General features: G+C 67.9%; 15 protein-coding genes. 5 read left to right on the top strand and 10 right to left on the bottom strand.

The window, feature by feature from the left end; all coding sequences use genetic code 11:
• The first annotated feature begins 1 nt into the window (after position 1).
• Positions 2–712 (top strand): ATP-binding cassette domain-containing protein, encoded by a 711-nt coding sequence (locus IPI67_38170; GenBank protein ID MBK7586001.1) that lies wholly within the window; start codon positions 2–4, stop codon positions 710–712.
• A gap of 3 nt (positions 713–715) precedes the next feature.
• Here the strand turns inward: IPI67_38170 and gcvPB are convergent, their stop codons facing one another.
• Together gcvPB and IPI67_38160 are read right to left on the bottom strand one after the other, a co-directional pair.
• Positions 716–2,215 (bottom strand): aminomethyl-transferring glycine dehydrogenase subunit GcvPB, encoded by a 1,500-nt coding sequence (gene gcvPB, locus IPI67_38165; protein ID MBK7586000.1) that lies wholly within the window; start codon positions 2,213–2,215, stop codon positions 716–718.
• Positions 2,216–2,229: 14 nt separating this feature from the next.
• Entirely contained in the window at positions 2,230–2,856 is a 627-nt protein-coding gene (locus IPI67_38160; protein MBK7585999.1) for a hypothetical protein, read from the bottom strand.
• Positions 2,857–3,067: 211 nt separating this feature from the next.
• Between IPI67_38160 and IPI67_38155 the strand changes: the two genes are divergently transcribed.
• The gene (locus tag IPI67_38155) at positions 3,068–3,676 is read left to right on the top strand and encodes a hypothetical protein (protein MBK7585998.1); all 609 of its coding nucleotides are present in this window, start codon (positions 3,068–3,070) and stop codon (positions 3,674–3,676) included.
• 194 nt (positions 3,677–3,870) lie between these two features.
• Here IPI67_38155 and IPI67_38150 read toward each other — a convergent pair whose 3' ends face one another.
• The 6 genes from IPI67_38150 to IPI67_38125 all read right to left on the bottom strand — a co-directional run bounded on the left by IPI67_38150 (position 3,871) and on the right by IPI67_38125 (position 10,168).
• A complete protein-coding gene (locus tag IPI67_38150) occupies positions 3,871–5,508 on the bottom strand; it encodes a metallophosphoesterase family protein (GenBank protein MBK7585997.1) in 1,638 nt (545 codons plus the stop codon).
• 84 nt (positions 5,509–5,592) lie between these two features.
• Complete coding sequence (locus IPI67_38145; protein MBK7585996.1) at positions 5,593–6,639, bottom strand: tetraacyldisaccharide 4'-kinase; 1,047 nt, start codon at positions 6,637–6,639, stop codon at positions 5,593–5,595.
• Entirely contained in the window at positions 6,639–7,544 is a 906-nt protein-coding gene (gene hemC, locus IPI67_38140) for a hydroxymethylbilane synthase (protein ID MBK7585995.1), read from the bottom strand. Before hemC ends, IPI67_38145 begins: the two co-directional genes overlap by 1 nt.
• Positions 7,541–8,947 carry a glutamyl-tRNA reductase gene (locus IPI67_38135; GenBank protein MBK7585994.1) on the bottom strand — a complete coding sequence of 469 codons (1,407 nt, stop codon included), beginning with the start codon at positions 8,945–8,947 and terminating at the stop codon, positions 7,541–7,543. Before IPI67_38135 ends, hemC begins: the two co-directional genes overlap by 4 nt.
• Positions 8,944–9,765 (bottom strand): cytochrome c biogenesis protein CcsA, encoded by an 822-nt coding sequence (gene ccsA, locus IPI67_38130; protein ID MBK7585993.1) that lies wholly within the window; start codon positions 9,763–9,765, stop codon positions 8,944–8,946. Before ccsA ends, IPI67_38135 begins: the two co-directional genes overlap by 4 nt.
• A 1-nt stretch (position 9,766) precedes the next feature.
• Entirely contained in the window at positions 9,767–10,168 is a 402-nt protein-coding gene (locus IPI67_38125; protein ID MBK7585992.1) for a hypothetical protein, read from the bottom strand.
• A 198-nt stretch (positions 10,169–10,366) separates the two neighbouring features.
• Between IPI67_38125 and IPI67_38120 the strand changes: the two genes are divergently transcribed.
• The gene (locus tag IPI67_38120; GenBank protein ID MBK7585991.1) at positions 10,367–10,948 is read left to right on the top strand and encodes a sigma-70 family RNA polymerase sigma factor; all 582 of its coding nucleotides are present in this window, start codon (positions 10,367–10,369) and stop codon (positions 10,946–10,948) included.
• Positions 10,938–11,744 (top strand): AgmX/PglI C-terminal domain-containing protein, encoded by an 807-nt coding sequence (locus IPI67_38115; GenBank protein MBK7585990.1) that lies wholly within the window; start codon positions 10,938–10,940, stop codon positions 11,742–11,744. The genes IPI67_38120 and IPI67_38115 overlap by 11 nt, the downstream gene beginning before the upstream one ends.
• 58 nt (positions 11,745–11,802) lie before the next feature.
• Here the strand turns inward: IPI67_38115 and IPI67_38110 are convergent, their stop codons facing one another.
• Both IPI67_38110 and IPI67_38105 read right to left on the bottom strand, forming a co-directional pair.
• Entirely contained in the window at positions 11,803–13,161 is a 1,359-nt protein-coding gene (locus IPI67_38110; protein ID MBK7585989.1) for a LysM peptidoglycan-binding domain-containing protein, read from the bottom strand.
• Positions 13,162–13,165: 4 nt separating this feature from the next.
• Entirely contained in the window at positions 13,166–13,666 is a 501-nt protein-coding gene (locus IPI67_38105; GenBank protein MBK7585988.1) for a hypothetical protein, read from the bottom strand.
• 74 nt (positions 13,667–13,740) lie between these two features.
• On the opposite strand from IPI67_38105, the gene pssA reads away from it, so the two are divergent.
• Positions 13,741–14,640 (top strand): CDP-diacylglycerol--serine O-phosphatidyltransferase, encoded by a 900-nt coding sequence (pssA, locus tag IPI67_38100; GenBank protein MBK7585987.1) that lies wholly within the window; start codon positions 13,741–13,743, stop codon positions 14,638–14,640.
• Positions 14,641–14,766 lie beyond the last annotated feature (126 nt).

Raw genomic sequence — 14,766 nt, 5'->3', positions numbered from 1 at the left:
CGTGCTCGAAGCAAGCTTCAGCGGGCGCGTCGGCAAGCTCGAGCTCGAGGTGGAGCTGCACCTCGACGAAGGACCGGTAGTCCTGATCGGCCCGAACGGCTCCGGCAAGACCAGCTTGCTCGCCTTTCTGCTCGGCGCGCTGCGCCCCTCGCGGGGGCGCATCAGCCTGAATGGGCGCGCGTTGTTCGACTCGCAGGCGGGCATCGATCTGCCAATGGAAGCTCGGCGGCTCGGCTACATGCCGCAGCACTACGCGCTCTTCCCCCACCTCAGCGTGCGGCAGAACCTCGAGTTTGCAGGGTCGGCCCGCGGCACCGGGTCGACGGAGCCGGAGCTGACGCGCCTGCTCGACTCGTTCGAGCTCGCCGAGCTTTCGGAGCGACGCCCCGGCACGCTGTCGGGTGGGGAGAAGCAGCGGGTCGCCCTCGCGCGAATGCTCGCGGGAAACCCCGCGGCGCTCCTGCTCGATGAACCCCTCGCAGCCCTCGACGCCCCGGCCCGCGACCGGGTGCGAGGCCTCGTCGCCGACACACTCCGCAAGCTCCAACTGCCCACGCTGACGGTGACCCACGATCCGCGCGACGCGCGCGCTCTCGGCCAGACCGTGCTGGTGCTCGAGGCCGGGCGCATCACTCAGCGCGGCACACTCGACGAGATCTTGCAGGAACCCCGCTGCCCCTTCGCGCGGGAGCTGGCCGCCACGAGCACGTGAGCGCTACGCCCCAGAGCCTTCGCGCGTCCAGCGGAGGCGCGGCTGGCGGGCGGCGCGCGCCTCGTCCAGGCGCCGATGGCGCGTGGTGTGCGGTGCACCCTTCACCAGCTCGGGCGTCTCCTTCGCTTCGCTTACGATGGCCTCGAGCGCGTCGACGAACGAGTCCAGTGTCTGTTTGGTCTCGGTCTCGGTCGGTTCCACCATCAGCGCGCCGCGCACCACCAACGGGAAGTAGACCGTCGGCGGATGAAAGCCGTAGTCGATCAGGCGTTTGGCCACGTCGAGGGTCTTGACCCCCGTTGCGGCCTCGAGCTCGCGATCGGTGAACACGGCTTCGTGCAGCGAAGCGGTGGAGAAAGCCAGCGGCAAGACGGCCTTCAACCGCGCCGCCAGATAGTTGGCGTTCAAGACGGCCATGTCGCTCACACCCTTCAGCCCCTCGGCGCCGAGCTCCCGAATGTAGGTGTACGCGCGCACCATCATGCCGAAGTTGCCGTAGAACGAGCGCACGCGACCCACGCTCTGGGGGCGATCTCGGTCGACGTAAAATCCGTCGCCCCGGCGCACGATGACCGGCGTGGGCTGGTACGGCTCGAGGATCTTCTTGAAAGCGACGGGACCGGAGCCGGGACCGCCTCCGCCGTGCGGCGTGGTGAACGTCTTGTGCAGGTTGTACTGCATCACGTCCACACCGACGTCGCCCGGTCGCGCCCGACCGAGCACGGCGTTCATGTTCGCGCCATCGCCGTAGACCAGGCCGCCGCGCTCGTGCACCAGCGCGGTGAGCTTCGGCATCGCAGTTTCGTACAGCCCGAGGGTGTTCGGGTTGGTGAGCATCAGGCCCGCCACCTCACCCGCTGCCCCCTCGAGCGCACGCGCGAGGGTCTCCGGCTCGACGATGCCCGCGCTGCCGGCGGGGAACCCCACGCTCTCGTAGCCGTTCAGGGTGGAGCTCGCCGGATTGGTGCCGTGGGCGCTGTCGGGGATGAAGACCTTCTTCGGTGAGCGTCCCTGTGCGTGGTGGTACGCGCGGATCATCATCAGACCAGTGAGCTCACCCTGCGCGCCCGCGGCCGGCTGCAGGTTCACGCCATCCATGCCCGCGATCTCCGCCAGCAGCTCCTGCAGGCGGAACATCAGCTCGAACGCGCCCTGCGCGAGGTGGTCGGGAGTACAGGGATGCAGCTTGGCAAAACCATCGAGCCGCGCCGCCCACTCGTTGACCTTCGGGTTGAACTTCATCGTGCACGAACCCAGCGGATAAAACTGGGTGTCGATGGAGAAGTTCCACTGACTCAGGCGGACGAAATGCCGGAAGGCCTCCGGCTCGCTGACCTCGGGCAGGGCTGCCGGAGTCTTGCGCGCGAGCGTGCCGAGTGCTCGCGTGACGTCGACCGCGGGCACATCGAGCACCGGCAGGCTCGCGCCGCTACGTCCGGGCGCGCCGCGCTCGAAAATTGGTGGTTCTTCGAACTGGAGGCCAGAGGCCGCTTCAGCCGTCATGTCGAGTCCCGATGTCAGTCGACCGCGGGCGGCATGTCGCCGTCGTCTTTTTTCTCTTCGTCGCCCGAGCCGCCGCCCGAACCGCCGCCCTCGGGTTTGCCACCCGGAGTGTCGTCCCAGCCCCCGCCCTGACCGCGCCCTTCGAGCTCGTCCGGCATCACCGAGTTCGGATCTGCCTTGCGGTTGAGCTGTTTGACGCCGTCCCACTTCATGCCGGTCTCGTCCGTGTTGAGACCCCACTCGCCCTTCACGAGGTGCGCCTCGTCGGCCTTGGGTACCGAGTACTTGAAGTAGCCACGACCGGTGCGCGTTGCCATCGGGCCCACCATGCCGATGCGGTGCTCCTTCCATTCGAACTTCAGGAGATCGCCGGTGACCTTTCCGCTCAGCTCGCCCCAGGCGTCACCCGCCGTCGTGCGCCACTTGCCGCTGACGGTGTCGCCCTCCTTGATCATGTGCAGGTAACCGTTGGTCTGATCGTAGTAGACCCCGGTCCAGTCACCGCCCTCCGGCATGTCGCCGGCCTTCACCGTGGCGACCTTCGGAGGAGGCGTACCACCACACGCAAACGCGCCGACTGCGAGCGGCGTCGTGAGGGCCACCGAGAACATCAGGGGGATGAGTGAGCGCCGGAAAAACATGGCGCGGAGCCTACCACGAGGGCGGGGCGCGTCGACCCTGGTTCGCCGGGAGCGCAGCGGCTGCGAAAAACCCGCGTGCGAGGCCCAAGGGCGCCAAAACCCGCCGGAAGAGCCAAGACCCGATGCCTGTACGCGCCCGACCCGCGCGCGCCGGGTACCTGGTCGCCTACCGAGATTGGCCCTAGGCTCGAGCGGCGATGACGAGGCCGGCGTGAAACCTGCGGACGCACTTCGGCGTCCCCTGACGGTCGCGGTTTGCGCGCTCGTCGTGACCCTGGGCGGTGCGACCAACGCCGACCCCGCCGCGGACGCCGGGGTGGACGCCGTGGTCGTGCGCGTCGGGCAGAGCGAGGTGCGGCGGAGCGAGCTCGCCTTTCTCTTGCTTCGACTGCACGAGTTCGAGCGACGGAGCTACGGCGACACACCCGACCAAGTTCGGCGCGGCTTCATCGAAAAGCGGCTGATCCCCGAGCTCTTGTTGGCGGAAGAGGGCAAGCGCCTGAAGGCCGGCGACAAACCCCAGGTTCGCGGGAAAATTCAGGGCGCGCTCGTCGATGCGTTGAAAGACGACATCGAACGCGACATCGATCACAAGCTCACCCGAGCCGAGCTCGACGCCTATTGCAAGAGCGAAGGGGGGCAGCACGACGCCGGAACGTGCCGCGGAGATCCAATGGGATACAGGGTCGCGCTCCGGCGCACCCGGGGGAGCGAAGAGCTGGCACGCTTGGACGAGCAGCTCCGCAAGCGTGAGGTCAAACAGATCGACTACGCGCTACTCGGCAGCTTGCCAGTCGACCCGAACACCCCGGCTCCGTAGAACACCGATCAGCTTGCGCTGCTCGTGTTCTAGGACCTTTACGTTGGGGCTGCGCCCCAAACCCCCGGCCTGCGGCCGTGCGCGCTCCGCGCGCGAGCGCCGAACACATTGCAAGTCGCTGAAAACAAACGACGTTCAACCTGTTCGGCGCTCTAGAGCCGCTCGGGGCGACCCAGCAAGAGCGCCCGCGAACCCTACGCGCGTTGAGCGTTCCGCCCGCGACGCCGACGCCCGAGCGCCAGAGCCAGACCCGAGAGCAGCCACAGAGCTGACGACGTCGGCGCAGTGGGTTCGGTGCGGCAGCCGCACCCGCCGTCATCGCTCGAGTCACCCGACTTCTTGCCACCGCTCGCGGCACCGCCGGCCGAGACGCCGCCGCTCGAGGCGCCGCCCGCTGAAGCGCCGCCACTTGCGGCACCGCCCACCGAAGCATCCGGTCCCGTCGAGCCCGCGCTTCCCGCGCTCCCACTCGAACCGGCCACGCCCCCGCTGCCACCACCCGCCACACCGCCGCCGCCGGCCGCGCCGCCGACGCCAGCGTCGGGGATGGCCCCACAGACGTCCGGTGACTTGTTGATCGTGATGGAGTCGATGACCTGATTCGCCTGCGGGAACGCACCCCAGGTCTCGAGCTTCAGCTTCTCGTTCTGGATGTCGACCAACAGGTAGTGATGGTCTCCCAGGCACTTCGCGCGCCCGGCGGTGTTGCCGCACAAGAACGCGGGAATGGTGAACGCGCCAGCGCCTCCGCTGACCAGGTACACCGTTCCGCCAGCGAAATTAGCGGCGCCGACCGAACAGGCGTCGGCGGAACCGGGGTTGCCCTTCGTCGAGCAAGCGCTCGGCTCGAAGCGCTCATACCAGTGGTTGTGGCTGGTCATCACCACGTCGACGTGGTGTTTGTCGAACACGGGGATGAGCGCCGCGTTCTGTTTTTCCTCGTTCGGCGCGTGGGAAATCGAGAACGCCGCAGCCGTCGTGTAGTTGGGCTTGTGGTAGTAGACGAATTTCCATTTCTTGGGGTTGTTCGTCAGGACCGAGTCGAGCCAGGCCGCCTGATCGGCGAAGGGAATGCTGCCTCCCTTGAAGCTCTCGGTAGAGAGCGCCACGAAGATCGCGTTCGCGTAGGTGAAGAAGTAGTAGTCCTCGGTGCCGCTGGATTTGGGCCCCGTCGAGCGGGGCAGCGCGAAGATCTGGTTGTAGTTTGCGGTGTCGCCGGCACCCGGACCGGTGTCGTGGTTGCCCATGGCCGGCATGAAAGGAATGCTCTTCGCGACGGTCGTGGTCCAGCCGAGCAGCTTGAGCCACTGATCGATCTTGTCCCCGTCGATCACCAGATCTCCGCCGTTCAACATGAACGCGGGCTTGTGCTTGGCAGCCTGATCCATGATCTGCGGCCAGTTGTCGCCTCCGCCAAAAATGGGGTCCGGGCGGTTGTCCGCCAGGAACGCGAACTTGAGGCTGCCGCAGCTCGGATCGGGGCTCGGCCCCGTGACGAAGCTCGCTTCGGCGGTGAACCCGTCGCTCGTGCTGCCCGCGATGTAATAGTACTTGGTCGAGGGCGCGAGACCCGTGATTGAGGCTTCGTGGATGTAACCCAACCCGGCGGTCGCTTGGTTGGAGGTGGCGGTCACGACCTTCGAATAACTGCCTGCGCTCGTGCCGTAGTGGACCTCGGCGGTCGTCGCTGCGGTCGTGTTCCACGTCACCGTCATGTTGGTGTCGGGTGCGTCGACGTACGAGAGCCGCGCGTACGTCGGTGCGGCGCGCGCCGGCAGTGACGTCAGGGCGGCGGACAAGAGCACGGCTGAGGACAGAGTTCTTCGCAACATTGTGGCCCGTTCGCGCCGGCGGAATGCGACGCCGATGCCGGAGCAGTGTCGCACGAACTCGCGAGCGAGGCACGCCCGCTGATTTCATCCAGGGAGCGTGGCGCCCCGGGCGGTCGCTGCCACGGCGTTCCGGGCTTGTGCGGTGGCGCTCGTCGCCTCATCCCCCGCGGCGAGCGCGAGCGCGCGCGTGGGCAGCTCGAGCCGGCGCTCCAGCACCCACACCGGGGCGCCACCTCGCTCGGCGTGGAGCTTGGTTGCGCACTTGGGCGTCGTGAGCCAGACGTCGAGACCGCGCGCCAACCCGGCGGGCATGCGCGCGTGGTCGGCGTGAAACTCGACGCGAATGGGGTTGATCCCGTGACCGGCGAGCTCCGCGAGCACACGCTCGGGTCGCGCGATGGCGAGCACCAAGCCGAGCCGCGTTCGCGCCAGCTCCGACAGTGAGACGAATCTGCCGGATGGCGTCCGGGCGCCGCGGACTCGAGCACGAAACCAGAGCACGCGGGAGACGTCTTTGCTGGATGTCACGTGATGCATTGGCTCGCCGCCGGGCCCGAGCAACACGCTGTCGCAGGCTGCGAGTAGCAAGTCGGGACTCGCCCGCAGATCACCGGCGGGCGGACAGCGCCGCGCACCCCACGGCGCGGCATCGTCGAGCACCAGGAACGAACAGGCGAGGCGCTCGGGGGACGTCTGGAGGAGACCGTCCACGATCACCACCTGCGCATCCCGCGCGGCGCACGACAGCGCGAGCTCCCGGCTCGGCCCGACGAACACTCTCACGCTCACGTCGGCGAGCGCTCGCGCGAGCCACGCGGCCTCGTCTCCGACATGCTCGGCGTCGTCGCTGGGCTCGACCTGTCGTGTGCTCCGCGTCCGCGCGCGGTATCCGCTCGCGACGACCGCCACTCGATGCTTCGCGGCGAGAGCACGGGCAAGCGCGAGCACGACCGGGGTCTTGCCGGAGCCACCCAGCGTTGCGCCCCCGACACCAACCACCCGCGCGCCGGGTGGCAGACGCACGGGGCGCACGGGGTTCGAGCAAGCTGCCCAACCCCGCCCGAGCAAGCGCGCCGAGACTCCGTCGAACACCCCCTGTTCGAGCGCGCGGGCGACGGCGCGCCGGAGCATCAGGAGAGCCTGAGCTCGCGCCCCAGCTCCGCACCAAAGCGGGCCGCCTCGGCTTCACTCGTGGGAAACGCAATGCGGGCTTCACGACGCCGCAGCTTGGTCCCGTCCGGCTCGGCCAGGAACCCGCGCAGGTAGAGCTCGTCGCCCGAACGGATGGAGTAGGCGGCGACCGGCATCTGGCAGCTGCCCTCCACGGCCTGCATCACCCCGCGCTCCGCCGCCACGCAGATGGCGGTCTCGCGATCGGCGAGCACCGAGAGGATCGCCGCGGTGCTCTCGTCCCCGGTGCGCATCTCGACCGCCAACGCACCCTGGCCCACTGCCGGCAAACACACCTCCGGCTCGATGATCTCGGTGGCCCGGTCGGCGAGGCCAAGCCGCACCAGCCCCGCTCGTGCGAGCACGATGGCATCAACGACACCCTCGGCGCACTTCCTGAGCCGGGTGTCGACGTTGCCGCGCAGGGGAACAATCTCGAGATCCGGCCGCGCCAGCCCCAGCTGAATGGCCCGCCGGAGCGACGACGTGCCGAGTTTTGCGCCAGAAGGCAGCTCCGCGAGCTTCTGCCCGCTGCGGGTCACGATCACGTCGCGCGGATCCTCACGCACCGGAATGCACCCGATGGTCAGCGAAGGCGCCAGCTCCGCCGGCACGTCCTTGAGTGAGTGGATGGCGACGTCGGCGCTGTGATCGAGCAATGCCTCCTCGATCTCTTTGATGAACAGTCCCTTGCCGCCGATCTCGGTGAGCGGGCGATCTTGGATCCGGTCGCCAGTGGTCACCACGTGTTTTTCTTCGATCAAGAGGCCGGCATGCTGCTCGGCGAGCAAGCGCAGAAAAGCGCGGGCCTGGGCCAGCGCTAGCTGACTCTTGCGCGTAGCAACAACGAGCTTCTTTTCGGTCATTTTCCGTTGGTTCCAGTGGCGCGCCGCGCCTCGTCCTCGGCGCTCGGGGCAGGCTCATTGGCCTCGGCGGTCGATTCGGGGGATGCCGGGCGCGTCGACGGCACCGACTGGAGCGAAGCAGGCTCCGCATCCAGCTCGAACAACTCGGTCAACGCGACGACGAGCTGCTCGACCCGGGGGCTCTCGTAGTCCTCGTCGCTGACCACCTGACGCAAATGCGTGGTCGGAGCGTGCAGCATCTTGTTCAGCGCTGCCTCCAGCATCGCCTCCAGCGCCGCGCGTTCGGGCTCGCCCAGGTGTTTGAGCTTCGTGCGCAGGCTGCGCTCCAGCTCGGCGTGCAGGAAGCGCTCGAGCCGAGAGCGCAGCGCGACCACCACCGGCGTGACCTGTGCGACCTCGGCCCAGCGTTGCCAGCCCGCGGTCTCCTCGCGCACGATGCGCTCCGCCGCCTCAGCTTCTCGCTGCCGGCTCTGGCGCGATTCACTGACGACGCGCTCGAAATCGTCGATGTTGTAGAGGAACACTTCGCCCAGCGTCTCGACCTTGGGGTCCACGTCGCGGGGCACTGCGAGGTCCACGAAGAACAAGTTTCGCCCGCGGCGCTTGCGGCGCAGCTTCGCGATGGTCTCGTAGTCGACGACGAACCCTGGCGCGCTGGTGCTGGTGATCACGACGTCGGCGTCAATCAACGCCTCGGGCAGATCCGCCCAGCCCCGCGCCTCGCCGCCGACAGCGGCGGCCAGCACCCCGACGCGCGCCTCGTTTCGACCCACGACCAAGAGCCGCGTACCGGCGTGATGCAGGAGCTTGGCGACCGTCTCGGCCATCTCGCCGGAGCCGATCAAGACCACCGTGCGACCGCGCAGCTCTCCGAAGATCTGCCGGGCGAGATCGACGGAGACACTGGGCACCGAAATTTGCCCGACCCCGAGCTGGGTCTCGGTGCGCACGCGCTTGGCGGCGCGCAGCGCCCGCGGCACGGTGCGATGCAGGCAGCCACCCACCGTGCCGGCTTTTTTGGCCGTCTCGAACGCGTCCTTGAGCTGGCCCAGGATCTGCGGCTCGCCCAGCACGATCGAATCGAGGGACGACGCCACACGAAACAGGTGGCTCACGGCCTCGCTGCCTTCGTAGACATACAGGTGCTCGCGCACGCCGGGCGCCAGTCTGGACAGCCCGTCGAGGGCGGCTCGCCCCACCTCGGCCGTATCCGACTGCGGACCCGAGCGCCCCGCTGCGACCAGCTCCACGCGGTTGCAGGTCGAGATCAACATCGCCTCGCCGAGCTCGGGTCGCTCGACGAGCTGGCCGAGCACACGAGCAATGTCTGCCTTCGGCAACGCGATCTTCTCGCGGACCGCTACTGGCGCGGTCCGGTGCGACAGTCCGACGACGACGATCATCCGCGACCTCCGCCGATGCGGAATGCGTAGAGCAAGATCACCGTAGTGACGCAGATGACACCGGCCAACGTGCCATAGGCCGAGCGCCGTCCGCGCCAACCCACCGCAGCCCGCAAGATCAGCACCGCGGCGAGCACCACCCACGTTCCATATCCAAGGGCCGTGCGCAGCATCTCGACGCCCCCGGTCACGCCGCCCCGACTGGCGAAGAAGCCGCCAGTCACGACGCCGAAGGTCAGCAACGGAAAACCGATGAGCAAGAGCCGGTGCTCGGTGCGATCGAGCGCGTCGAGCGGCGGCAGCTTCGCGGTCAGCCAGGTCGGCCGCTTCTCCTTGAGGCTGCGCTCTTGCACGAGATAAAAGGCGCCCGCGGCCCCGGCGAGCAGGAAGAACCCCACCCCCATGAGGTTGGCCGTGATGTGCAAGATGAGGAGCGGCCGCGAGACTCCGGCGATGCTGCTCTGCTCCGCACCCACGAACTGCGCGCCAATCAGGAAGGTCAGCGCCAACGGCGCGACCACCGCACCGATGGCCTGCAGCTTGAAACGCACGCGGAGCGCCAGGTACATGCCGGCCAGGATCAGCGCCGACAAGCTGAGGGAGAAGTGCAGCGACTCGACGGGGCAGATGCGGGAAAAGAGGCTGCCAGTGACCACATGGACGGCGTGCAGCAGCGCACCAAGGGCGAGCGCGATGGGAGCGGTCCGAGCGGCGGACGCGGAGCCTTCGCGGCGCGAGAGGTCCAAGAAGAACAAGATCGCGGCCGCCGCGTAGGCCGCGGCACCGAAATAGAAGGCCAGGGTTGCGGCTCGTTCCATGTCACCCGAGGTGGCCGGCGAGATACTGCGCCAACATCTCTTCGTCCGAACAGGGGATCGGGCCGTCGCCCGGCGGAGTGCTCACGGCGCGATGTTCGGCAAAGCTGCCGATCGGCGTGCCGGCGAACCCAGGCACGATGTCGTACGCGAGGTCTCCGAGCACCATCGACGTGTCCAGGAGTTCGGCGCCCAGCTCCTGCATGAAGCTGACGGACTTCACCTTGCCCACGAGCTCGTGCAGGTCGACACCGCCGGTCACCTCTTTGACGACCCGGATGGCCTCGACCACGTGGTACTTGCGTCCCTCCGCCCGAATCACGAGCTCGTTGCCCACGAGGTCGACGCGGTCCTTGCCCAGCCACAGATCGAGGGCTCGTTGGGGGAAGAAGACGCGGTTTTTCATGCGCGACTTGGGATCTTACACGGGGAAAAGCGAGGGGACGACTCGCAGGCGTGTTGCCCGCGAGTCCCACTACGCGGCCGCGTGAGGGTCGGCAAGCGATCCCCGCACGAAAGCCGATATTTCGAACGATTTTGGCCGCTCGGCACCAGAAATTGGGGGCACCGCTAACATTCCGCAGTTCCGCCACGTCCAATCCCCGTGAGACCCCGCTTGGCCCGGGCGGAACCAACCGCCGACGCTCCGACCGAACCGCGCGTCGAACCGGCGCCACCGTTCGTGGCCATGGTCGAGCGGGCCCAGGCCGGCGACCGCGCCGCCTTCGCCGAGCTGTACGCACAATTCGAACCCACCGTGCGCGGCATCGCCCTCTCGCGAGTCTCACCGGCAGAGGCCCGCGATGTGCTCCACGACGTGTTCGTCACTGTGCTCGGGCGCATCGGCTCGTTGCGGGTCGCGCTCGCGTTCCCGACTTGGCTCGCGAGCATCACACGCAACCGGGCCACTGATTACGCACGCCGTGACAAGCCAAATCGCGAACCCGATGAGCTCGCCCTCGGAGTCGTGTCACTCGACGAACGAGCCCTGGGGATCTTGCGGGAGATCCAGGCGCTGCCCGAGAGTTACTCCGAGATCCTGGTGCTCCGCTTCGTGGAAGGCATGACCGGTCCGGAAATCGCCGAGCGCATGGGCATGACGGAAGGGTCCGTGCGAGTGAAGTTGAGCCGGGGCATGAAGTTGCTCCGAGCGCGGCTTCAAGATCGAGGTGAGCATGTCGGATGACTACCTGTGGGACCGCGCGGGCACGCCGGCGCCCGACGAGCTCTTCCTGGAGCGGCTGATGCCTCGCCTGCGGGACCAGGTTCGGCGCGCCGCGCCGAGTGAGCTCGAACCTCCGTTCGCGATGCGGCGCACGCAGCGTCGACCCCTGCTGTTCTTCGGGTTGGCAGCGACGCTCGTGTTGGCGGTGGGGGCCGTCGCGGCGCACGGCTACCTGGGCTCATCCATTCCGATCGGGATACGGGGTGAACCACCCACCAGCAACCCGGCGGGAGCTCCGATCACCGCGAGCGCCGAAGTGGCACCCACCACCCCCACGACACGCCTGGTGCCGTCACCGAGCGCGGCGCATGCCGCCCGGGCGATTCGGCCAAACGAAGCGCCGAGAGCGCCCGTCGTACCCCAACCGCGAAGCGATGAACCCGAGAAGCCCGCGCCGGCTGCCATCCCGAGTGTGAGCGACGCTCCGCCAGCGACGGCCGCAGAACCGCAGGGCAACCAGCGGGGGCACGCGGAGATCCAGGCCGTGATCGCCGGCCATCGAAGCGAGGTCCGCCAGCGATGCTGGGAGCCGGCGCTGGCCAAACGCAGCGAGCACGCCGCGACGACGGTGCGCCTCACCGTCCGCTTCACCATCGAGGCGAACGGCAAGACCTCGGGTGCGAGCGCTGGACCGGCCAGTCCGGACTACCCGGCGCTGGCTGGATGCATCGCAGCGGAGACGCGCGGCTGGCGCTTCGGACCGGCCGCCTCTGCCATCGCCGTGAACGTGCCGTTCGTGTTCACCGAGGCACGCTGAGCTGGCAAAAGAGCACCGAGGCTCAGCCGGCGAAGATCCCGCGGCGACGCCGGCTGCGTCAGAAACCCTTGCGCGCGACCGCACGGTCGCCCGGTTCGATCTCTCGGTGTGAGACCGTCACCAGACACACCGAGCTGTACTTGTTCGCTCGCAGCACCCTGACCTCACCCACGATCTCTTCGGGGAAGTCCTTCTCGTTGCCCTTGAGCGGTGTGGTCTCCACACTCGCACTCTCGGGCACCTCGATGCGCAAGCGGTCCCGCGCCGAGCGGGTCGCCGTCTTCAGCGAAGCGCGCCACGCATCACCCTTGGCAACGATAAAAAGGCGATTGCCAGAGCTGAGACCGTCTTCGGTGCCGCGGTCGATGAACACGACCTGGTTTTGTCCCATGAGCTCGTGGGGGTAGACACTCGTGAGCACGCGCGCCCAGCGGTTGACCCGCGACGGTTTGGGGGGAACCACGTCGATGCGACGACCGACGTCGCCGATCAGCGCGCCGCGCTCGATGACGTCCGTCGACTCGACGATCTCGCCGCGAGCCAGGCGTTTCTTGTCGTCGAAATGATCGATGCGAACGGTGCCCTTGATGGCGATGATCTGCCCCGGCGGTCGCCGTGCGCCCTTGACCGCCGCCGGCTTCCTGATCGCGGTGAAGATGGTGAGCTTCTGCCCAGGGACGACGTTCACCCCTTTGCGGATCTTCAAGTAGACGTGGTTGCCATCGGCCAGCAGCATCTGATCTTCGCGGGAGCCGAGCAGCTCGCCCCAGACCTGCCGCTTGGGATCATCGATGTAGCCGGTGCTGCGCAGGAACACGGTGTTGCGCGGCACCGCCGCGCGCCGGTCGACCAGACCGCCGCCGTCGCCGAGCGTCCCGCCGTCGCGGAAGTCTCCCGCGCCACCTTGTTTCATGCGCACCTGATCGCCGGGATAGATCCAGTGCGGGTTTGTGACCTGTGGGTTGTAACTCCACACCTTCGGCCAGTTCCACGAGTTACCGTAGTAGTAACCGGACAGCCCCCAGAGTGTGTCGCCGCGGCGCACGGTGTGGAACGAAGGCACGCGCATCGCTCCGCCGCGGCCGAGCACCGCGCTCGACCCCTTCGTGCCGCGAATTGACCCGCCCGCCCCGGAGCCGCGACTGAGGTCGAACCCGTCGCCCTTGGTCGGGTCGGTGGTCGGTCGCGAGCTCGACGGTAGGTGTTCGTTGGGATCTCCCGCGCCCGGTTGAGGGAAGCCAGGCGGCGGTGTGCTGTAGGTCGTCACGTTGGTCTGGCTTGGCGCGACCTGCACCTGTCCGCTGCCATCACCACCGGCGGGGGCGCCTCCACTCTCCTGGGCTAGCGCGAGTGGGCTCACGAGCCCCGCTGCGACGAGCGTCGACACGCACCAGTAAGCCCTCGGTCCCTTGCGCATGGTTTCAGGTCCCTTGTGGAGCAGCGGGTTTCCCCGGCTTATTCTGGCCCATTGGAGCGCCGATCGCACGGCCCGCAGGCCGCCAACCGAAGGGTTTTGCGGCTCCGGGTTTGGCGCCGTACTCCTTGAGCACGGGTCGCGGCCCCTTCTCCTCGGCCGCCGGCGCTTCTTCTGCCTCGGGTTCGGCAGGAGCGGCCGCTGCGCCGGGTCCCAGCTTGACCACCTTCAGGGTCGGCCGGGCAACACGCGTCTCCTCCGGCTCTGCGGGCTGTGACGGAGCTTCCGCCGTCCGCTGCCCTCGCATGCCGATGATTTCGAGCGCCTGCATGCGCTCTGCCAGGCGGTCGTTGGTGTTCTGCACCCGCGTCAGCTCCTCCTGCATCGTCGCGACGCGTTTCTCGAGGGCATCGCGGTTGCTGCCGCCGCAAGCGACCGCAAATAACGCGCAGGGAACGACGACTAGGCCGAGGGCCGAGCGCCGGGCTAGGGACAGAAGGCTCCGCATCGGGGAAAGTCTAGGTTTCACTGGCCGGCCGGGCCAAAAACTCCGGGGTTCGATCCGCGCTAGAGCTGGCATGGATGTTGGCGCAGGTGCGCCTACACGCCCCAATCTGGACGGGCCGGACCTCCGAAGGTAGGGTCGAGGACGTGAAGCTGAGGGCCCGAAAGGGAGGGGAACGCCGCAGGCGTTTGGACCTCAAGAAGACGTTATTCGTCCTGCCGAACATGATCACCATGGCGGCGGTGTTCTGCGGTTTCAACGCCATCCGGCTGTGTGCCAAGCCGGGCGCGGAGATCGAGGACTATCACCGCGCCGCAGTGCTGCTCATGTTCGCGATGCTGTTCGACATGCTCGACGGCCGCGTCGCTCGCCTCACCAAGACCCAGAGCGCGTTCGGCCTGCAGCTGGACTCCCTGGCAGATCTGGTCTCGTTCGGCGTCGCACCAGCCCTGCTCGTTTATCAGTGGGTGCTGCACCGCCACCCGGTCCCGGGACTCATCGTGGCGTTCATCTACGTGGCCTGCGCCGCCGCACGCCTCGCCCGGTTCAACGTGCTCTCGTCGGCGCCCAGCGGCGCCCCGGTGAAACCCGGCAAATACATCGTAGGTTTGCCGTCGCCGCCGGCTTCGGGCGTGCTCATTTCGCTGGCGGTCGCCGACTCCGCCGTCGGTGGCTCTCTCGGCGCGGAGCAAAACACGCTCGTCTTCTTCGCGGTCACGCTGATCGTCGCGCTGCTCATGGTGTCGAACGTGCGCTTTCGCTCGTTCAAGGATCTCCGGCTCAACCCGGCGACGATCTTGTTCGTGTTGTTCGTGATGGGGTCGTGCCTCGCCGTGTCGCAGATCTGGAAACCCCAGTTCGTGCTGGTCTGGTTGCTCGGCGTGTACATCACCATCGGCGTGGTCGAGTCGGCCCGCAGTCTGGCTCGCTGGTTGCTGCGCGAGCGCCCGCGGGACACTTTGCCGCCGGCGGAGTGAGGCGTTCGTACCCGGGAACGCCGGGGCCCGACCGAGCCGCTTGGCAGTTGGCCGAACCCGCCTGCCGGCCCCCCTGAATCGCACTTAAGAGCTCCCCCACGGAACCGTTGGGCTCGAGCAGTGGCC

Source organism: Myxococcales bacterium, from assembly GCA_016706225.1.
Taxonomy (GTDB): domain Bacteria; phylum Myxococcota_A; class Polyangia; order Polyangiales; family Polyangiaceae; genus JADJKB01.
This window is presented reverse-complemented; position numbering and strand designations above follow the sequence as displayed.